General features: G+C 73.7%; 14 protein-coding genes, 1 tRNA gene and 1 pseudogene. 6 read left to right on the forward strand and 10 right to left on the reverse strand.

Annotated features, from left to right (window positions below):
• Positions 1 to 130: 130 nt before the first annotated feature.
• The gene (locus tag FHS34_RS32265) at positions 131 to 1,132 is read left to right on the forward strand and encodes a 4Fe-4S dicluster domain-containing protein (protein ID WP_184972064.1); all 1,002 of its coding nucleotides are present in this window, start codon (positions 131 to 133) and stop codon (positions 1,130 to 1,132) included.
• A 29-nt stretch (positions 1,133 to 1,161) separates the two neighbouring features.
• Positions 1,162 to 2,172 carry an NrfD/PsrC family molybdoenzyme membrane anchor subunit gene (nrfD, locus tag FHS34_RS32270; protein ID WP_184972227.1) on the forward strand — a complete coding sequence of 337 codons (1,011 nt, stop codon included), beginning with the start codon at positions 1,162 to 1,164 and terminating at the stop codon, positions 2,170 to 2,172.
• 111 nt (positions 2,173 to 2,283) lie between these two features.
• On the opposite strand, the gene FHS34_RS32275 is transcribed toward nrfD, so the two are convergent.
• Entirely contained in the window at positions 2,284 to 2,874 is a 591-nt protein-coding gene (locus tag FHS34_RS32275) for a DUF4232 domain-containing protein (RefSeq protein WP_184972066.1), read from the reverse strand.
• A 288-nt stretch (positions 2,875 to 3,162) separates the two neighbouring features.
• Between FHS34_RS32275 and fdh the strand changes: the two genes are divergently transcribed.
• Positions 3,163 to 6,432, forward strand: a complete 3,270-nt coding sequence (gene fdh, locus FHS34_RS32285; protein ID WP_225817660.1) for a formate dehydrogenase — start codon at positions 3,163 to 3,165, stop codon at positions 6,430 to 6,432.
• A gap of 36 nt (positions 6,433 to 6,468) precedes the next feature.
• Here fdh and selD read toward each other — a convergent pair whose 3' ends face one another.
• A complete protein-coding gene (gene selD / locus FHS34_RS32290; protein ID WP_184972070.1) occupies positions 6,469 to 7,482 on the reverse strand; it encodes a selenide, water dikinase SelD in 1,014 nt (337 codons plus the stop codon).
• Positions 7,483 to 7,519: 37 nt separating this feature from the next.
• On the opposite strand from selD, the gene FHS34_RS32295 reads away from it, so the two are divergent.
• Positions 7,520 to 7,612: transfer RNA gene (locus FHS34_RS32295), tRNA-Sec, on the forward strand.
• An 83-nt stretch (positions 7,613 to 7,695) separates the two neighbouring features.
• On the opposite strand, the pseudogene FHS34_RS43550 reads toward FHS34_RS32295, so the two are convergent.
• Together FHS34_RS43550 and selA are read right to left on the reverse strand one after the other, a co-directional pair.
• Positions 7,696 to 9,435 (reverse strand): annotated as a pseudogene (locus FHS34_RS43550) (GTP-binding protein); the annotation flags it as partial.
• 9 nt (positions 9,436 to 9,444) lie between these two features.
• On the reverse strand, positions 9,445 to 10,863 hold the full coding sequence (gene selA, locus FHS34_RS32305; protein ID WP_184972072.1) for an L-seryl-tRNA(Sec) selenium transferase: 1,419 nt from the start codon (positions 10,861 to 10,863) through the stop codon (positions 9,445 to 9,447).
• A gap of 181 nt (positions 10,864 to 11,044) precedes the next feature.
• Here selA and FHS34_RS32310 point away from each other — a divergent pair, with 181 nt between their 5' ends.
• Positions 11,045 to 11,398, forward strand: a complete 354-nt coding sequence (locus FHS34_RS32310) for a hypothetical protein (protein ID WP_184972073.1) — start codon at positions 11,045 to 11,047, stop codon at positions 11,396 to 11,398.
• Between the two features lie 237 nt (positions 11,399 to 11,635).
• On the opposite strand, the gene FHS34_RS32315 is transcribed toward FHS34_RS32310, so the two are convergent.
• The 4 genes from FHS34_RS32315 to FHS34_RS32330 all read right to left on the reverse strand — a co-directional run bounded on the left by FHS34_RS32315 (position 11,636) and on the right by FHS34_RS32330 (position 14,739).
• Positions 11,636 to 12,652 carry an MASE1 domain-containing protein gene (locus FHS34_RS32315; RefSeq protein ID WP_184972231.1) on the reverse strand — a complete coding sequence of 339 codons (1,017 nt, stop codon included), beginning with the start codon at positions 12,650 to 12,652 and terminating at the stop codon, positions 11,636 to 11,638.
• A 169-nt stretch (positions 12,653 to 12,821) separates the two neighbouring features.
• A complete protein-coding gene (locus tag FHS34_RS32320) occupies positions 12,822 to 13,454 on the reverse strand; it encodes a PP2C family protein-serine/threonine phosphatase (protein WP_184972074.1) in 633 nt (210 codons plus the stop codon).
• 110 nt (positions 13,455 to 13,564) lie between these two features.
• The gene (locus FHS34_RS32325; RefSeq protein WP_184972076.1) at positions 13,565 to 13,885 is read right to left on the reverse strand and encodes a hypothetical protein; all 321 of its coding nucleotides are present in this window, start codon (positions 13,883 to 13,885) and stop codon (positions 13,565 to 13,567) included.
• A gap of 161 nt (positions 13,886 to 14,046) precedes the next feature.
• Positions 14,047 to 14,739, reverse strand: coding sequence for an alpha/beta fold hydrolase (locus FHS34_RS32330; RefSeq protein WP_184972078.1), 693 nt, complete (start codon positions 14,737 to 14,739; stop codon positions 14,047 to 14,049).
• Between the two features lie 193 nt (positions 14,740 to 14,932).
• On the opposite strand from FHS34_RS32330, the gene FHS34_RS32335 reads away from it, so the two are divergent.
• Positions 14,933 to 16,378, forward strand: a complete 1,446-nt coding sequence (locus FHS34_RS32335) for a glyceraldehyde-3-phosphate dehydrogenase (RefSeq protein ID WP_184972080.1) — start codon at positions 14,933 to 14,935, stop codon at positions 16,376 to 16,378.
• 75 nt (positions 16,379 to 16,453) lie between these two features.
• Here FHS34_RS32335 and FHS34_RS32340 read toward each other — a convergent pair whose 3' ends face one another.
• Both FHS34_RS32340 and FHS34_RS32345 read right to left on the reverse strand, forming a co-directional pair.
• Positions 16,454 to 18,418, reverse strand: a complete 1,965-nt coding sequence (locus tag FHS34_RS32340) for a collagenase (protein ID WP_184972082.1) — start codon at positions 18,416 to 18,418, stop codon at positions 16,454 to 16,456.
• Between the two features lie 340 nt (positions 18,419 to 18,758).
• Positions 18,759 to 19,712, reverse strand: coding sequence for a LysR family transcriptional regulator (locus tag FHS34_RS32345; protein ID WP_184972084.1), 954 nt, complete (start codon positions 19,710 to 19,712; stop codon positions 18,759 to 18,761).
• Positions 19,713 to 19,889: the final 177 nt, after the last annotated feature.

The raw sequence follows: 19,889 nt of genomic DNA on the forward strand, positions 1-19,889 counted from the left end.
TCGAAACAGCGCACCCGAGCGAGGAACCCGGCATCCGGCGGACATCCGGCAGCGGCGGGCGGACGTCGTACGGGCCGCGCCGGGCGGGGTGCCGGGGGGGGCCGTGCGGTCGTGAGCGAGGAGGGACGGCATGAGGGACGCCGAGGACAGGCACGGGAACGCGCTGTACGGTCCGCAGCCCGACGTGTCCGGGGCGTCCGGATACCCCGACGCCCCGCCACGGGTGGGCTTCTTCACCGACACCTCCGTGTGCATCGGCTGCAAGGCGTGCGAGGTGGCCTGCAAGGAGTGGAACGCGATCCCTGAGGACGGGCTGGAACTGACCGGCATGTCCTACGACAACACGCGGGGCCTCGGCGCCGACACCTGGCGGCACGTGGCCTTCATCGAGCAGCGCAAGCCACTCGGCGGGCAGGAGCCCGGGGTCGCCCATGACGACGTGGACGTGTTCGCCGCCGCCTCCCGGCTCGGCACCGACACCTCCTCCCCCGGCCCCGTCCCGGCTCCCGCGCCCGCCCAGGCACCCGACCCGCGGATCTCCCCGGTCTCCCCCGACGGCCGCACCGAACTGCGCTGGCTGATGTCCTCGGACGTGTGCAAGCACTGCACGCACGCCGCCTGCCTGGACGTGTGCCCCACGGGGGCGCTGTTCCGCACCGAGTTCGGCACGGTCGTCGTCCAGGAGGACGTCTGCAACGGCTGCGGCTACTGCGTGCCCGCCTGCCCCTACGGCGTCATCGACCAGCGCGAGGAAGACGGCCGGGTGTGGAAGTGCACCCTGTGCTACGACCGGCTCGGCGCCGGTATGGAGCCGGCCTGCGCCAAGTCCTGCCCGACGGAATCCATCCAGTTCGGCCCGCTGGAGGAGCTGCGCGAGCGGGCGCGGGGGCGGGTGGCCCAGCTGCACGCGGCCGGCGTGACCGACGCCCGCCTCTACGGCGACAGCCCGGACGACGGCGTCGGCGGCGCCGGCGCGTTCTTCCTGCTGCTGGACGAGCCGGAGGTGTACGGCCTGCCCCCGGACCCGGTGGTCACCACCCGGGACCTGCCCGGCATGTGGCGGCACGCGGCGGTGGCCGCCGTCTCCCTGGCGGCCCTGGCCCTCGGCAGCTTCGCCCGGAGGCCGCGATGAGCGAGCCGGACAACCGGCAGGAGGCCGCGATGAGCGAGTCGGACGTCGGCCGGGACGGCGTGCGGGGCGCGCGGCCCGGTCGCGAGGCGGTGACCGGCGCGCGGGCAGGCCGCCGCGGGGGCCGGCGCGGCCGGGGCGAGCGGCCGATGGTGCCGGAGGCCGAGTTCTCCTCGTACTACGGCACGCCCGTGCTCAACAAGCCGACATGGAAGCCGCTGGACATCGCCGGGTACCTGTACCTCGGCGGGCTGGCCGGGGCGTCCTCGCTGCTGGCGGCCGGAGGGATGCTGACCGGACGGCCGGGGCTCGCGGCGCCGGCGAGACTCGGCGCGGCCGGCGCGATCTCGCTCTCGCTGGCAGCGCTCGTCCACGACCTGGGCCGGCCGGCCCGGTTCCTGAACATGCTCCGGGTGTTCAAGCCGACCTCCCCGATGAGCGTGGGCTCGTGGCTGCTGGTGGGGTACGCGCCGCTGGCGCTGACCGCCGCGGCCACCGAGGTGGCGGGCCGGTACCGGCTGCTGGGCTCGGCGGCCACGCTGGCCTCCGCCGTGCTGGGCCCGGCCGTGGCGACGTACACGGCGGTGCTGCTGTCGGACACGGCGGTGCCGTCCTGGCACGAGGGCTACCGCGAACTGCCGTTCGTCTTCGCGGGCTCGGCCGCCACCGCGGCGTCCGGGCTGGCGCTGGCCGCGGCTCCGCCCGGCCAGGCGGGGCCCGCCCGCCGGCTGGCCGTCCTCGGGGCCGCCCTGGAACTGGGGGCCTTCCGGGCGATGAAGCGGCGTATGGGCCTGGCCGCCGAACCGTTCGACAGGGGCGGGCCACGCGTGCTGTTGCGGGTCTCGGAGCTGCTGACGGCGGGCGGCGCGGCCCTCGCGGTGTCCCGCGGCCGGGACCGGCGCCTCGCCGTGGCGGCGGGAGCCGCGCTGCTCACCGGTTCCGCCGCCCTCCGCTTCGGCGTCTTCCACGCCGGCGTGGCCTCCGCCGAGGACCCGCGGTACACCGTCGTACCGCAGCGGGAACGTCTGGCGCGGGACGGCTGACCGTCCCGCGCGGCGATCGGTCACCTCGCTGATACCCGGACGTCCGCGGGCGGGCGCCGTGCGCCGGGGCCGGCGCCCCGCGTCGCGCGCGGCGCCGCCCGGGACCGGCGGTCAGTGGGTGACGGGGATGTGGTAGGCGAGCGCGGTGACCTGGAGGTCGCCGTGGTCCACCCACTCCGGGAACTTCAGCGTCTTGTGGCTGGTCGCCGCGGGCGGGGTGACCTGGAGGTAGGAAGCGTGGACGGCGCCGGAGGTTCCTGTGTTGGCGTGCGTCCACGCTATGACCGCCTCCACGCTCTGGCCCTTGCGGAGCGTCAGGGTGGTCTTGGCGGGGCTCCTGGCGTACCAGGTGTCGCCCCAGTGGGTGTGGGAGGTGAGCGTCCGGTGAGAGGCGTTCTCCAGGCCGAGACCCGGGTAGCCCCGCAGCAGACAGGTGCGGGTGCCGGTGTTCTTGAGCTTCAGCACCACGCCCTGGTGGTTCATGCCGCCGGCCAGTGTCTCGCCGAACGAGGCGGTGAGCCCTGACACGGAGCAGGTAGGCGCCGGGGCCGCCGCCCCGCCGGCCCGTGCCACCCCCGCTCCGGCGATGCCCAGTCCGGCCGCGGTGGCCACCGCGAGCGCCGTCCGTACGACGTGCCGGCGGCGGTCGGACCGCCGGGCGCCGGGGGTCTCGGTCGTGGGGGTCTGGTCCTGATGGGTCATGGTGAGCGTTCTTCCCTTCGTTGTGGGCTCCATGGCTCGCCCCGTACATCAGGTGGGATGCGAAATGTGCCGGAAAAGTTCGCCGCCGGCGGGAAACGGGACGTGTCCGTCGCTTTCACCGCTGTTCGCCCGAGGGCGGGGGCGGTGCGCCGTCGGCCCGAGCCGTCCGGCCGGGCCACCGAGCTGTTTGGCCGCGCCCGCCGGGGGTACTCCGCCGCCGATCGCGGCAGGGGATGCCGTGACCGCGGGTTTGCGGGAAAATCGTGGGACCGAGCGGGAGGAGAAGCCGTGGGCGTACGCACCTGGATCGACTCCTGGCCGGTGTACCGCCAGCTCACCGGCACGGATCCGCTCGGCCGGGGAGCCGCCGCGAAGAGCGGGCGCAGCGCGCGGCTGACACCCCGGGTGGCCACGGCGGACCGGGTGGTGAAGTCCGTCTGCCCGTACTGCGCGGTGGGCTGCGGCCAGAACGTGTACGTCCAGGACGGCCGGGTCACCCAGATCGAGGGCGACCCGGACTCCCCCGTCTCGCGCGGACGGCTGTGCCCCAAGGGCGCGGCGAGCCTCCAGCTGACCACCGGGGACGCCCGCGAGCACCAGGTCCTGTACCGCCGCCCGCACGGCACCGAGTGGGAGCGGCTGGACCTGGACACGGCGATGGACATGATCGCCGACCGGGTGATCGAGGCCCGCCGGGCCGGCTGGCAGTGGGAGGTCGACGAGACCCGCACCCGGCGCACCCTGGGCATCGCGAGCCTCGGCGGGGCCACGCTCGACAACGAAGAGAACTACCTGATCAAGAAGCTGTTCACCGCGCTGGGAGCGATCCAGATCGAGAACCAGGCGCGCGTTTGACACTCCTCCACCGTTCCCGGTCTGGGAACCTCGTTCGGCCGCGGCGGCGCGACCACCTTCCAGCAGGACCTGCAGAACGCGGACTGCATCCTCATCGAGGGCTCGAACATGGCCGAGTGCCATCCGGTCGGGTTCCAGTGGGTGATGGAGGCCAAGGCCCGCGGCGCCAAGGTGATCCACGTCGACCCGCGGTTCACCCGCACCAGCGCGCTCGCCGACGTGCACGTGCCGCTGCGCGCGGGCACGGACATCGCCTTCCTCGGCGGCATCGTCAACTACGTGCTGGAGCATGAGAAGTACTTCCGCGAGTACGTCGTGGCCTACACCAACGCGCCGATGCTCCTGCGGGAGGACTTCCGCGACACGGAGGACCTCGCCGGGGTCTTCTCCGGTCTCGACGCCGGCAGCCGCAGCTATGACAACGCCAGCTGGCAGTACGAGGGCACCGAGGTACAGGCGGCCTCGGGCGAACGCGACCAGGAGTACGACAAGCGCACCGACGGCGGCAGTTCGGTGACCGAGGCCGCGCGCGGCGAGGCCCACGGTGCCGGCGGCGCGGTGATCGGCGAGGGCGAGCCGGAACGGGACGAGACGCTGACCCACCCGCGCTGTGTGTTCCAGGTGCTCAGGCGGCACTACGCCCGCTACACGCCGGAACTGGTCGAGCAGGTCTGCGGGGTGCCGCGGGACCTGTTCCGGCAGGTGTGCGAGCTGGTCACGGAGAACTCCGGCCGCGACCGGACGACGGCGTTCGCGTACGCGGTGGGCTGGACGCAGCACACGGTGGGGGTGCAGAACGTCCGGGCGGCCGCCGTCCTGCAGACCCTGCTCGGCAACATCGGACGGCCCGGCGGCGGCATCCTGGCGCTCCGTGGGCATGCCTCCATCCAGGGATCCACGGACATCCCCACTCTGTTCAACCTGCTGCCCGGTTACATCCCGATGCCGCACGCACACCAGAACGAGGACCTGGACTCCTTCATCGAGGCCGAGGCCGCGCACAAGGGCTACTGGGGCAACATGCGCGCGTACCTGGTGAGCCTGCTCAAGGCGTACTGGGGTGAGGCGGCGACGGCCGAGAACGACTTCTGCTTCGACTACCTGCCCCGGCTGACCGGCTCCCACTCGACGTACGAGACGACGATGGCCCAGCTGGAAGGCGTCTGCAAGGGCTACTTCCTGGTCGGTGAGAACCCCGCGGTGGGCAACGCCAACGCGAAGCTGATGCGTCTCGGCATGGCCAACCTGGACTGGCTGGTCGTCCGTGACTTCTCGCTCATCGAGTCGGCGACCTGGTGGAAGGACGGGCCCGAGATCGAGACCGGCGAGATGCGCACCGAGGACATCCGCACCGAGGTGTTCTTCCTGCCGGCCGCCGCGCACACCGAGAAGGACGGCAGCTTCACCAACACCCAGCGGATGCTCCAGTGGCACCACCAGGCGGTCGAGCCGCCCGGCGAGGCCCGCAGCGACCTGTGGTTCACCTATCACCTGGGACGCCTCGTCCGGGAGAAGCTGGCCGGGTCCGGTGACGAGATGGACCGGCCGGTGCTCGACCTGGCCTGGGACTATCCGACGAAGGGGAGGATCGCCGAGCCGGACGCGGAGGCGGTCCTCGCCGAGATCAACGGCCGGGACGCCGAGGGCGATCCGCTCTCCTCGTACGAGGAGCTGAAGGCCGACGGCTCGACGGTCTGCGGCTGCTGGATCTACTGCGGGGTCTACGCCGACGGCGTCAACCAGGCGGCCCGCCGCAAGCCCGGCCGGGAGCAGGACTGGGTGGCGGCGGAGTGGGCGTGGGCCTGGCCGGCCAACCGGCGGATCCTGTACAACCGGGCCTCCGCCGACCCCGAGGGCAGGCCGTGGAGCGAGCGCAAGGCGCTGGTGTGGTGGGACCCGGGCAAGGGTGAGAAGGGCGAGTGGACGGGACACGACGTCCCCGACTTCAAGAAGGACAAGGCGCCGGACCACGAGCCGCCGGAGGGAGCGGAGGGGCCTGAGGCCCTGTCCGGCACGGACCCGTTCGTCATGCAGGCAGATGGCAAGGCATGGCTGTACGTGCCGTCCGGGCTCACCGACGGGCCGTTGCCCGCGCACTACGAGCCCCAGGACTCCCCGTTCCCCAACCTCGTCTACGAGCAGCAGCGCAACCCCGTACGGCAGTTGCTGCGGCCGCACCCCGACAACCGCTACCAGCCGAGCGGCGACGAGCCCGGCTCCCGGGTGTTCCCGTACGTGGCCACCACCTACCGGCTCACCGAGCACCACACGGCGGGCGGCATGTCGCGCTGGCAGCCGTATCTGGCCGAGCTGCAGCCGGAGTTCTTCTGCGAGGTGTCCCCGGAGCTGGCCGCCGAGCGGGGCCTGGCGCACACCGGGTGGGCGACGATCGTCAGCGCGCGGGGCGTGGTCGAGGCGCGGGTGCTGGTCACCGACCGGATGGCCCCGCTGACCGTGCACGGCCGCCGGCTCCACCAGGTGGGACTGCCGTACCACTGGGGTCCGAACGGCTACAGCACCGGGGACGCGGCCAACGAGCTGCTGCACCTGTCCCTCGACCCGAACACGCACATCCAGGAGACGAAGGCGTTCGCCGTCGACATCCGCCCCGGACGGCGTCCGCGGGGCCCGGCGGCCGTGGCGCTGGTGCGGACGTACCGGGTCCGTGCGGGCATCGACGAACACACCGGGACGGAGCCGTGAGCGATCCTGCCCGGGCCCGGGAAGCCGTGCAGGGGCCTACCTGAGAACGAGGGAGTGCGGGCCGCGGGGCACCAGTTCCCCCACCACCGGCGCTCCCGGCACCTCGCCGGCGACGAGCAGTCCGCCGGAGGTCTGCGCGTCGGCGAGCAGCAGCCGGGTGTCCGCGTCGGTGTTCCCGAAGTCGGTGTGCGGCGCGACCCATTCCAGATTGCGCCGGGTGCCCCCGCTGACGTACCCGTCGCGTACGGCCTCCCGGGCGCCCTCCAGGTAGGGCACGGCGGCGGTGTCGACCACCGCGGTCACCCCGGAGGCGCGGGCCAGCTTGTGCAGATGGCCGAGGAGGCCGAACCCGGTGACGTCGGTGGCGCATTCGGCTCCGGCGGCCAGCGCGGCCTCGGACGCCTCCCGGTTGAGGGCGGCCATGGTGGCGACGGCGTGCTCGAACCGCTCTCCGGTGGCCTTGTGGCGGTTGTTGAGGACGCCGGTGCCCAGCGGTTTGGTCAGGGACAGCGGCAGCCCGGCCCGGCCCGCGTCGTTGCGCAGCAGCCGCCCGGGATCGGCGATGCCGGTGACGGCCATGCCGTACTTGGGTTCCGGGTCGTCGACGCTGTGTCCGCCGCCGACGTGGCAGCCGGCCTCGGTGGCGGTGTCGAGGCCGCCGCGCAGCACCTCGCGGGCGAGGTCGAACGGGAGCCGGTCGCGTGGCCAGGCGAGCAGGTTGACGGCGAGGACGGGCCGGCCGCCCATAGCGTACACGTCGGACAGGGCGTTGGCGGCGGCGATCCGGCCCCAGTCGTAGGGGTCGTCGACGACCGGCGTGAAGAAGTCGGCCGTGCACACCAGGGCGGTGCCCCGGTGGGTGACCACGGCCGCGTCGTCGCCGGTGGCGAGGCCGACGAGGAGCGGGGTGTCGCCGCCGGTGAGCGGTGCCGCGGTCAGCCCCGCGACCACGGCCTCCAGTTCGCCGGGCGGGATCTTGCAGGCGCAGCCGCCGCCGTGGGCGAACTGCGTGAGCCGTACGGCCGCCTGTCGGGCCGGTGTCGAGGTCATAGCGGTGGTCTCCTGGGGCAGTAGCCTGGCGAGCGGTGGAGGCGTGTGGGTGCCTGGTGGCCCTCCCGGTCTTCAAAACCGAGGTGCCCGAGGATCTCGGGCAGGCGGGTTCGATTCCCGTCCGCCTCCGTTCCCCGCCGCCGTACGGCAGCACCGGCGCTGGTCGTCGACGCGCTCCGTGTGGCCCCGGGCGTCCAGGAACTCCAGCAGTGGCACGGCCACCCGGCGGGTGGTGTCCAGCGCGCGCCGGGCCTCGCTGAGCGTGAACGGCTGGGGCAGGGCGCGCAGGACGGCGGTGGCGTCGGCGTCCGCCCCGGGCAGCAGCACGATCCCCTCGGCGATCCGCAGCAGCGCCCCGGCGGCCGCCGCGGCGGCCAGCGCCCGGCGGTCGAGCCCCAGTTCGGCGAGGCGTCCGGCCTCCGGCGCGCGGAACGGGGCGCGGGCGAGATCCCGGCGCAGGGCGTCCACCGCCGCGCGGACGGGTGCGGGCAGGGCGGGCCGCGGTGAGTCCACGGGGTACAGCCGTCCCTGGCGGGCGTGGAGCCGGGGCTGCGCCGCGGCCAGCGCGTCGACCAGGGCACGGTCGGGCAGGCCGAGCAGCCGGCGGGCCGCCTCGGTGGGCAGGCCGGGTTCCAGGGGATGGGCGCGGGCGTGCCGTCCGGCCTCGGCGGCCAGCCGGTCCCTCAGGGTGTCCCAGTACGCCGGGTCGGCCAGCCAGTCCCCGGCGACGCCGACGGCGGGGAGCCGGTCCGCTCCGTCCCGTGGGCGGTCCCCGGGTGCGGGAGGCGGCGGGACGCCCATCGCGCGGAGGTCGGCGCGCCGGACCAGTCCGCGCCGGCCCAGTTCGGCGGTGAGGTCGGGCCGGCCGGTCATGCCGTCGAGTTCGGCCGCGCGGGCGCGGCCGGCACCGCGCCGGGTCAGCCGGGGCGGTCGCACGTCGAGGACGGTGACGGCGCACGGGGTCCGGCTGCCGCCGGGTTCGCGCAGCACGGCACGGTCGCCGACGCGCAGCGGCAGGCCCCGGCCCAGGGTGAGCCGGGCGGTGTCCTCTCCGAACGGGCGGACGGTCACCGGTACGGCGGCGGTGCCGATGTGCAGGGTGAGCGAGCGGGGCAGGTCGGCCGCCGGCTCACCGGTGACCCGTACGTCGATCACCTGGCTGTTCAGCCAGCGGTCCGGGGTCAGCAGCACCTGGCCGCGGCCCAGGGCGCCGTCGCCCTGACCGCGCACGTTGACGGCCACGCGGGCCACTGCGCTGACGGTCGGCAGGTCCTCGTGCAGGCTCTGCAGCCCGCGCACCCGCAGCACGGCCGTACCGTCCGCCGTGGTCAGCCGGTCGCCGACGCGCAGGGTGCCTGCGCCGAGCGTGCCGGTCACCACGGTGCCGTGGCCGCGGACGGTGAAGGCGCGGTCGAGCCAGAGGCGGACGTCGGCCCGGGCGTCGGCGGCGGGCAGCTGCGCGGCCAGCCGGGCCAGTTCATGGCGCAGCTCGTCCAGGCCCGCACCGGTGACCGCGCTGACCGCGACCGACGCCACCTTGCCGAGGGAGGTCGCGGCGAGCCGCTCGACGGCATCGGCGCGTACGGGTTCCGGGTCCGCGAGGTCGCTGCGGGTCACCGCGAGGACGGCGTGCCGGACACCGAGCGCGTCGAGGATCGCCAGGTGCTCCTGCGACTGGGGCTGCCAGCCCTGGTCGGCGGCGACCACGAACAGCACGGCGGGCACCGGTCCGACCCCGGCCAGCATGGTCGCGACGAACCGCTCGTGGCCCGGCACGTCCACGAAGGCGAGGTGCTCACCGTCCGGGCCGAGCCTGGTCCACACGAAACCCAGGTCCAGGGTGAGGCCACGGCGGCGCTCCTCCGCGTACCGGTCGGGTTCCATGCCGGTGAGGGCACGGACCAGGGCGGACTTGCCGTGGTCGACGTGTCCGGCGGTGGCGAGGACGCGCATCGCGGCCACCTACCCTTCCGTGCCGGCCGGAGCCGACGGCCCCGCGGGTCCCTGGGCGACGGACCGCACGGCCTCGGCGAGGCGTACGTCGTCCTCCTCCGGTACCGCCCGCAGGTCCAGCAGGCAGCGGCCCGCCTCCAGACGGCCGACGACCGGGACCCGGCCGGTTCGCAGGGCGGCGGCGTACGGTTCGGGCAGGGACAGGGCCGCGCTGGTCAGGGTGGTCCCGGGCGCTCCCCCGCCGCCGACCGTCGCCGCGCTCTCGACGGCCCGTACGTCGATCCCGTAGGCGGCCAGCGTGGCGGCGAGCCGGCCGGCTCTGGCCGCGAGCCGGTCCGGGTCCGCGGTGAGGGCGAGGGCGGTCGGGGTGGACGGGCCGGTGAGGGTGGCCTCCAGTGCGGCCAGGGTCAGCTTGTCGACGCGCAGGGCGCGGGCGAGCGGGTGCCGGGCCAGGGCGTGGACCAGGTCCTTCCGGCCGAGCAGCAGCCCGCACTGGGGTCCGCCGAGCAGTTTGTCGCCGCTCGCGGTGACGAGTGCGGCACCGGCGCGCAACTGGCTGTCGGCGTCGGGCTCCCCGGGCAGGGCCGGGTGCGGGGCGAGCAGCCCGGAGCCGATGTCGACGACGACCGGGACACCGAGACCGGCGAGGTCGGCGGGTTCGGCGGACCGGGTGAAGCCGGTGATGCGGAAGTTGGACGGGTGGACCTTCAGCACGAACCCGGTGTCCGGTCCGATCACGGCCGCGTAGTCGGCGGCGGTCGTCCGGTTGGTCGTACCCACCTCGCGGAGCCGGGCGCCGGTCGACACGAGCAGGTCGGGCAGGCGGAAGCCGTCGCCGATCTCCACCATCTCGCCCCGGCTGACGACGATCTCCTTTCCGGCCGCGAGGGCGGTGGCGGCCAGGACGAGGGCGGCGGCCCCGTTGTTCACGACGTGCACGGCGCCGGCGGCCGGCACCCGTTCGTGCAGCGCGGCGAGCGCGGAACGTCCCCTGCGGGCGCGTACGCCGGTCGTCAGGTCGAGTTCGACGTCCGTGGGGCCGGCCGCCTCCCGGACCGCCTGCCGGGCGGCGGCGGACAGCGGGGCCCGGCCGAGGTTGGTGTGCAGCAGGACCCCGGTGGCGTTGATCACCGGGCGCAGGCCGCCGGCGGTGCCGGGCAGCAGGCTCAGGGCCGTCTGCGGGACCTGTTCCGGCGGGATGCCGCCCGTGCGGGCCCGCTCCTGCGCCTGGTGTACGGCGGCCTTCACGCGCTGCGGGCCGAGCCGGTCCACGGCGGCGGACAGCCGGGGGTCGCGCAGCAGCGCGTCGGTGCGGGGGATGCGGCGGCGTGCGTCGGTGATGTCCGGACGGCGTGCCGGGTCCCCGGGCGCGGCCGTGCTCCCCGTCGCGTCCTCGGCTGTCCGTCCTGGTACCGGCCGCTGGTCCATGGCGCCCTGTTCCTCCCGGTCCGGCCTGTGCCCGTGCGGGTCTGCCCATCGTCTCCCAGTGCCCCCGGCGCGCCGTCCGACACGCCGGGACGGCACGTCGGCGGTGGGACCGGCCCCGGGTACCCGCCGTCGGCCGGGACGGCACGTTGGCGGCGGCCGACACCCGGGTACCCGCCGCCGCATGACCGACCACGACCGCGAGCGACAGGACGAGACCACGACGGCGGCCGGGAGGGCCGCCCCCCGGCCGCGCGGGGCGGAGCGCGAGCGGGGCGCCGACGACCGGTTCGGCCGCCCGTGCCCGGAGCGCGTGCCGGGGGCGCGGACCCGGCGGGCAGTCAGCGAGGCCGCGGCGGTCGCGGACTGCCCGCCGGGGGTCGTCGGGGGCTACGGCACGACCGGCGGCGTCCGGCCGGCCGCCACCGGCGCCGCCCGCCCGCCGGCCCACGACCGCCGCACCACACCGTCGGGCCCGCCGTCCGCGGAGCCGGGCGGTGACGCAGAAGAGGGACCGTTGAACCGGCCGGAGCGCTGACGCGGCCGCCGAGCGCCGACGGGAACACCGACCGCCCGCCGACGATCCCCGGATCGCACAGACCACCGCCCCCCACACACACCGCCCGGCCGCTCACGGCACCGAAGGAGACCGATCGCGCCGCCGGTCCCGGGCCCGCCCACACGTTCACGCCGCACCGGACGACCACGCACGCTCGTCGGCACACCGCCGGAGGCGGGTCGCGCCGCCGGTCCTCGGTCCGCTCGCACGACCGGCCTACGGGGCGTCGGTCGGCCATGGCCGGTCGTCGGCTTCGTCGTCGGCCTCCGCATGCTGTCGGGGCGGTGGGTTCTCGCCCGCGTCGAGGTGTTCCAGGACCTCCACCAGCTCCTGGCATGCCTGTTCCACCGAGCGCCGGGTGTGGCGCTGCTCGGTGATCACGGCGGACAGCAGCAGCGCGGTCAGGGCCATGGCGCCGTTGAACGCCTGGAGCTTCACCATGATCTCGATCCGGTTCAGGTCCGCGAACGCCCCGGCACCGTCCGTGGCGGCGACCGTGGCCACCACGGAGGTGAACAGCGCGCACAGCACACCGCCCACCAGCTGGAATCGCAGGGCCGCCCAGATGATGAGCGGGTAGACGAAGAAGAGCGTGCTGAGCGTGCTGTACACGGCCACCGGTACGAGCACGCAGGTGACGGCGGCCAGCGCGGTCGCCTCCTTCCAGCGGCCCAGCGGCAGCGGCAGACGGGCCCGGTGCAGCATCAGCAGCAGCGGGGTGATGATCAGGACTCCCATCGCGTCGCCCACCCACCAGGCGAGCCAGACCGGCCAGAAGCCATGGGCTGCCAGGCTGCCCTTGAGGACGAGGAGACCGACGCCCACGGTCGCGCTGATCAGCGTGGCGGTCAGCGCGGCCAGGAACACCAGGGCCAGGCCGTCGCGCAGCCGGCTGATGTCGGTGCGGAAACCGGCCCGGCGCAGCAGGAGCGCCGCGCACAGGGGTGCGGCGGTGTTGCCGAGGAGGACGCCGAGCACCGTGATGTCGGGTCTGGTGAGGTACAGGACGGAGAAGAAAGCGCCGAGCGCGATGCCGGGCCAGACGCGCAGTCCGAGGATCAGCAGGGCGGTGAGGGCGACGCCGGTCGCCGGCCAGAGGGGGGTGACCACGGCTCCCTCGACGCTCAGCTCGCGGATGAGGCCGAGCCGGGCCGCCGCGTAGTAGCAGGCGGCGACGGCCAGCACCTGGACGATATGACCGCCCGGTCGGCGCAGCTCCTCGATACCCACCACAGGAGCCATCTCACACCGATGGCCGCGGGTCGGCGAGGCGAGGCTCGCTCCCGTCCGGCCCTTCGGCGGACGCCGGTCCGCCGCGACAGGGGCCGTGACCGGCGGATTTTCGGGTGCCGTGCGGCACGGAGGCCGTGACGGGGGCGGTTCGGGGCGGGTGCAGGGGCCGTCAGGGCGGAGTGCCCGGGCCGTCGAGTCCCACGACCAGGACGGCGGCGTCGTCGTCGTGTCCGACGCTCTCCGCGCCCTTGATCACGGCCGCCGCGAGCGCGTGGGTCGCGAGGCCCGCGACGGCGGCGATGCCCGCGAGCCGCACCACCTGGTCGAGGCCGTCCTCGATGTTCAGCGACGGCCCCTCCACCACGCCGTCGGTGAGCAGGACGAACACCCCGCCGGTGGTGAGCCGGTGCCGGGTCACCGGGTACTCGACGCCGGGCTCGATGCCGAGCGGTGGACCTCCCTCGTCGTCGACGACGCCGGATTTTCCGTCCGCCGTGGCCCACACGAAGGGGATGTGGCCGGCCCGGGCGCTCTCCAGCACGCCGGTGGCCGGGTCGAGCCGCATGAAGGTGCAGGTGGCGAAGAGGTCGCTGCGGAGTGAGAGGAGCAGGTCGTTGGTGCGGGCCAGGAGCTCGCCCGGTTCGCCGGTGACCGAGGCGAGCGCCCGCAGTCCGGCCCGGACCTGCCCCATGAAGGCCGCGGCCTCGATGTTGTGTCCTTGCACGTCACGTGCCTGGGCGGTCAGCGAACCGAGCCGGGCCAGCAGCTCGTCGCCTTCGTCCGTGGAGCGCTTGCGGGCCATCGATCACTTCCGGCGGGGCGGTGGCTCTCGGGAGGCCGGCCGCCTGGATGTTCGGCAAACGCCTAGATTTTACCTATATAGGATGATCGTGCCTCATGGTCACCCCATGGTCAGCGGATCTCGGAGTCGATGCCGGTGATCACCGCGGGCCCGAGCGGTGCGCTCCGCTCGTCCAGTCCCGCGTCCCTGAGCGCGGAGTCCGCGAGCCGGCGCGCCTCCTCCTCGGCGTGCGGGCCGGTGTCCGCGTCGACGGTCAGGCGGAGGGTGAAGGTGTTGTCCTCGTTGACGCTGAGCGCGTCCAGGTCCTCGGCGCTGCCCATCCGGGTGCCGTGCGGATCGGCGGGCCGCAGCGCCCGGGCCAGCCGGGTACGGGTGTCGGCCTCGATCCCCGCCGTGAAGGTGCCGGGGACGCTGATCACGTAGGTCGTCATTGTGACGGTCCTTTCCTCGGGCGTCCCCCCGTCTACCCCGAATCCCGGCCTTCGCACAGCCGGCGGCGGCGCACCGCCCCCGCACGCCCACAGCCGGCCGCGGCGGTCGGCATGCTCCGCGGCCCGCGCCGGCCGTCCGCCGCGCCCCCAGGGCGTGAGCCTCAGATCCAGCCGTCGAGCGCGCCCATGAATCCCTCGAAGTCGTCCCGGAAGAGGCTGTGCCCGGCCCCTTCGACCGTGCGGACCTCGAAGCCCCGGCGCTTCACCTCCTCGCCCAGGCCCGGCCGCACGAGCTCGCCGGCGCCGGCCAGCACCACCAGTGAGGGCACCACCGCGCGCGCCGGCGTCCGGCCGACCGCGTAGATGCCCGGCAGCACACGGGCCGTGGCGGGGTCCCAGTCGACGAGCGTGGCCAGCTCGATGTCCACGTCGACCTCGTCCCAGCGCGGATTGAGGCTGCTGATCATGGCGCGGTGCGCGGTCTTGAAGACGGCGAAGTACGCGGAGACCTCGACCAGTTTCTCGCGCAGGTCCCAGGCCGGGTCGCAGTAGACCGCCCGGGCCGGCGCCAGCCGTTCGACGGCGCCGGCCAGCGCCAGCGCCCCGAGCGAGTGACCGATCACCAGCTCCGGCCGCTGTGGCAGGCTCTCGACGAGGTCGTCCGCCCAGGTCTCCGGGCTGTACTCGCCCCGGCCGCTCGCGCCGTGGCCCCGCAGGTCCACGCCGATGACCCGGTACCCCTTGCCCGCCAGCGCGGGTGCGACCCGGTGCCAGGTGCGGTGGTCGGACATGATCCCGTGCACCAGGACGGCGATCCGGTCGCCGGTACCCCACTCGTGCGTGTGCAACCTCATCGGCGGTCTCCCCCGTCGGACTCCGTCCGATCATGACATCGCCGCCGGATCCGGTTCCACTCCCGGCGTCCGGCGGGTCCGCCCGCCGCGGAAGGAACCGGGCGATGCGCGCCGGCCCCGCCGGAGGGGGCTGCGAGCCCGTCAAAACGGTGTGGTTACCATATGAGCGCTGCCTAGCTCGAAAGATGGACCTGTGACTGTCAACGACGACTCGTTCACCAACTGGAAGATCCGCGAGGAGATCGCGGAGTCGATGATCCCGCTCATCGGGAAGCTGCACCGCGAGCGGGACGTGACCGTCCTGCTGCACAGCCGCTCCCTGGTGAACAAGTCGGTGGTCAGCATTCTCAAGACCCACCGCTTCGCCCGGCAGATCGCCGGCGCCGAGCTGTCGGTCACCGAGACCATGCCGTACCTCCAGGCCCTGACCGCCCTCGACCTCGGCCCGTCCCAGATCGACCTCGGCATGCTGGCCACGACGCACAAGGCCGACGAGCGCGGCCTGAGCGTGGAGGAGTTCACGGCCGAGGCCGTCGCCGGTGCCACGGGTGCCAACAAGATCGAGCGCCGTGAGTCCCGCGACGTCGTGCTCTACGGCTTCGGCCGCATCGGCCGGCTCGTCGCCCGCCTGCTGATCGAGAAGGCCGGCTCCGGCAACGGCCTGCGGCTGCGTGCCATCGTCGTCCGCGGTGGCGGCGAGGCGGACCTCGTCAAGCGCGCCTCGCTGCTGCGCCGCGACTCCATCCACGGCCAGTTCAACGGCACCATCACCGTCGACGAGGCGACCAGCACGATCGTCGCCAACGGCAACGCGATCAAGGTGATCTACGCCAACGACCCCTCCGAGGTCGACTACACGGCGCACGGCATCAAGGACGCCATCCTCATCGACAACACCGGCAAGTGGCGCGACCGCGAGGGCCTCTCCCAGCACCTGCGCCCCGGTATCGACAAGGTCGTCCTGACCGCCCCGGGCAAGGGCGACGTCCCGAACATCGTCCACGGCGTCAACCACGACACCGTCAAGCCGGACGAGCAGATCCTGTCCTGCGCATCCTGCACCACCAACGCGATCGTCCCGCCGCTGAAGGCGATGGACGACGAGTTCGGCGTCCTGCGTGGTCACGTGGAGACCGTCCACTCGTTCACGAACGACCAGAACCTGCTGGACAACTACCACAAGGCCGACCGTCGGGGCCGCTCCGCGCCGCTCAACATGGTCATCACCGAGACCGGTGCCGCCTCCGCCGTCGCCAAGGCGCTGCCGGACCTCAAGGCCCCGATCACCGGCAGCTCGATCCGTGTCCCGGTCCCGGACGTCTCGATCGCCATCCTGAGCCTGCGCCTGGGCCGCGAGACCACCCGCGACGAGGTCCTTGACCACCTGCGCGACGTCTCGCTGAACTCGCCGCTGAAGCGCCAGATCGACTTCACCACCGCTCCCGACGCCGTCTCCATGGACTTCGTCGGCTCGCGCCACGCCTCGATCGTCGACGCCGGCGCGACCAAGGTCGACGGCGACAACGCGATCCTCTACCTCTGGTACGACAACGAGTTCGGCTACTCCTGCCAGGTCGTCCGGGTCGTCCAGCACGTCTCCGGCGTCGAGTACCCGACGTACCCGACGACGGCGGTCTGATCCGCCCGGCTCCGCGTACGCGTACGGCCGCCGACCGGGATCCCGGTCGGCGGCCGTCGTGTCGAGGCGCTTGCGTCAGGCCGCGGCCGGCCTGGCGCAGGCGCCCGCGGCGCACGCCGTGAGCCACTGGTCGAAGTCGGCGTCGTAGCGGGTGCCGATGCCGTCGTGGTAGACGGCGTATCCGCCGGCGTAGTCACCGGTGCGGAAGCGGGCGAGCATGCGCTGGACGTCGTCGGGGTGCCGCTCAATCATGTAGCGCACGGCGAGATAGCCCCAGGGGTAGGTGCGGGTCACGTCGCTGTTGTCGTAGGTGTTCTCGAACAGGGTGCTCAGCCGGTACGTGTGCTTGCCGGCCTGCTGGACCGCCTGGTCGTCGGCGAGCCCGCGGTAGCCGTAGGACACGTACTCGGCGACGCCCTCGATCCACCACACGTCCGGTACGGAGATCTGCCGGCCGAAGTCGCCCTTCATGTCGTCGCGGCCGTCCAGGAAGTGCGTGTACTCGTGGTTGAGGTTCCATATCCGGGCCGGGAAGCCGTCGTCGTAGTCCTTCCGGTACATGACGGACATCGGCTGGTTGGCCGGGTCCGACGGGTCTCCGCCCAGCGTCATCCCGCCGTTGTCGGTGCTGATGCCGTACATCGCGCCGGCGTACATCTGGTAGTCGGCGCGGTCGGCGAAGACCACCAGCCGGAGGGTGGAGGCGTACTGGCCGGGTATCGCGCCGCCGGCCCGTACGACCGAGCGGAAGTAGGCGTCCTGGCCGAGCACACTGGCGCAGGCGGCGTCGAGTTCGGCGGTGGTCAGAGCCTGGGCGCGGACGGTGACGTTCGCGTCGCAGCGGTGGGTGACGGGCAGGACGGCCCGGTCGAGCTTCGCCGGCAGGTCGCAGACGTCGTAGTACGCGCAGTCGGCGCTGTCGTAGTAGGCGGCCTGCGTGGCCACCGCCACCCACAGCCCGGCCGTCGGGCCGGTGATCGCGGTGCGGTCCAGCAGGTCCTTGGCCAACGGCTGTGCGGTGTCCCGTAGTTCGGGGTGCTCGACGTAACGGGCTACGTTCATACCGGCGTTGGAGTCCAGGAAGGCCAGGTCGGTGCCGAGCTGGTCGGTGTTGGCCAGCGCGAAGTCGTACAGCGTGTCGATGACGCGCGGGTCGGCCGCCACCGCCTGGACGTACGCCGGGTTCCAGTTGCCCCGCCACAGCGGCGTGTAGACGTCGTTGACCGCCCTGACCATGCTGTTCACGGAGTCGTACGAACTGTCGTAGTCGTTCAGCAGCCGCCGGTAGACGTACAGGTAGCGGCCCTGCTGGTCGGCGCTGTCGGTGAGGATCACGGTCTCGCCGAGGATGTCGCCGTTGGCCGCCGTGACGTCCCGGGAGTGGGAGCGGGCGAAGAAGGCGTCCATGCCGCTCGTGACGGCGGTGGTGAGCCGGGAGGTGTACGGGCCCACGTCACCGGGGTGGTTGAACTGCACGTAGTAGCCGGCGCGCAGGAAAAGGACCAACTGCAGCAGGCTGCCGGCGTTGTCGCCGCGGTACTGCCCGGCCGTGCGGGTGAACGCGTTCGCGACGGTCAGCATCTGGGCCTGGCGGAAGACGTCGCGCGCGTCGGTGCCGCTGACGGAGAAAAGGGTGTTGACGCAGTCCGGGGTCGCGGCCTTGACGTAGGAGACGAGGGCGGAGCCGGTACGGCTGCCGAAATCGGCCGGGGTGCAGGAGGCCGTCTTCGCCACGGATCCGGCCGACGGCCGGCTGACCGTCGGCCGACCGAACGTCGGTGCCTGTGGCGGGAGTTGCACCGGGTTGAGCCGCTCGGCCCGGGCGGCAGGGCGCTCGGTGGCCGCGGTGGACGCGGCGGCCGGCGACGGGACGGGGAGGTGCGTACGGGGTGCGGTGGCCGTGCGGGTGGGCGGCTGCGGCGCCGCCTGCGCGGGCGTGACCGGCAGGCCGGCCAGGCCGAGGCAGACGGCCGCGGCGCCGACGATGCGGCCGGCCCTGCCTCTCGGCAGGCGTCCGGGCAGCGCGAAGCGATAGCGCATCGGGAGTCCTCCACGAAGGGATGCGCCTCTGTGGGGTGTTGAGGCGTGTGAGGCACTGTCTCAGCGCGCCACCCGCCCAACAATGCCGTGTGACATAGCACATGGCACTGCGGGCTCATAACATCCCGCCGGTACCGCCCTTGATGCCGGGGCGCGGGCATGCGCCCCGGCATGGTCACGGCTGTGCGCCGGCTACCCGCGCCACGGGCCCGTCACCGCGAACGTCGTGCCGGGCGTGCAGCAGTTGACGAACATCGTCTCCTACGGGGCCGGGACGTCCACCCACGCGATGCCGTCAACCTGGCGCGGGCCCCGGGAACCGGAACGCGGCTGGGGTGTCCTACGCCCCGGCGACGCTCCAGGTGCGTGACGCCCAGGTGCGCAGGTGCGGGGCCTGGGCGACGAGATCGCGGTACGCGTCCGTGGCGGAGCGGACCACCGTCTCCACGACGTCGTCGGTGACGGTCTCCGTCCGCCAGGCCAGCACATAGCGGCACCACAGCGGGGAGCCAGCCAGCGGTTTGACCACGACGTGCGGGATCGGCCGCAGCGTCGGCTGCACGAGGGACACGCCGAGACCGTCGGCGATCATGCTCTGCAGCTGGGTCTGGTCGCCGAGCCACTCGTGCACGGTGACCGGTGTGAACCCGGCCGCCGCACAGGCGTCGTAGAACACCCCCGGCCAGCCGGCGCCGTCGTCCGGGGTCACGAACCAGGCGTCCTCGGCGAGGTCGGCCAGCTGCACCTGGGGGCTCTGCCGGAGCCGGTGCCGGGAGGGAAGGGCGACGAAGGTGGGCTCGGTGACGATCCCCCGGTGCCGTACGGCGGTGGAGTGCCGCAGTTCCATCCCCGGATAGTCGGCGGCGATGGCGGCGTCCACCGCGCCCTCCTCCAGCAGTTCCACGATCCGTGAGGAGGAGTAGACGCTGGTGACGGCGATCGTCAGTTCCGGCAGCCGCGCGCGGACGCGGGAGACGGTGCCGGACAGCATGGGCGAGTTCGTCGCGGCCACCCGCAGGGTGCGGCGGGGGCGGGCGGCGGCCGGGCGGTGCCCGATCGCGGCGGCCCGCACCAGGACGTCCCGGGCCTGCTCGACGACCTCGGCGCCGTACCGGGTCGGCCGGACCCCGCTCGGTCCGCGCTCGAAGAGCGGCTCGCCCAGATGCCGTTCGATGCGCCGGAGCTGGGTGCTCACGGCGGGCTGCGAGTAGCCCAGCTGCGCGGCGGCGCGGCCCACACTGCCCGCGTCCGCGATCGCGCACAGCACCCGCAGATGCCGCAGCTCCAGCTCCATCGGCCCACTCCCCGTCCGTTCCCGCGGACGCCCGGCACCCCGGTCCGCGCCCCGTCCGCCGCCCTGGTCCGCGCCCGTCCGGGCTCGGCCTCCGCCGCCCGCGCCGGTCGTGGCCACGACCGGCGGACCGAAGCGTTCCATGGCGTTCTGTCCGGCACAAGTCGCAGGTCCGCCAGG

This window comes from Streptomyces echinatus (assembly GCF_014203595.1).
GTDB classification, from domain to species: domain Bacteria; phylum Actinomycetota; class Actinomycetes; order Streptomycetales; family Streptomycetaceae; genus Streptomyces; species Streptomyces echinatus.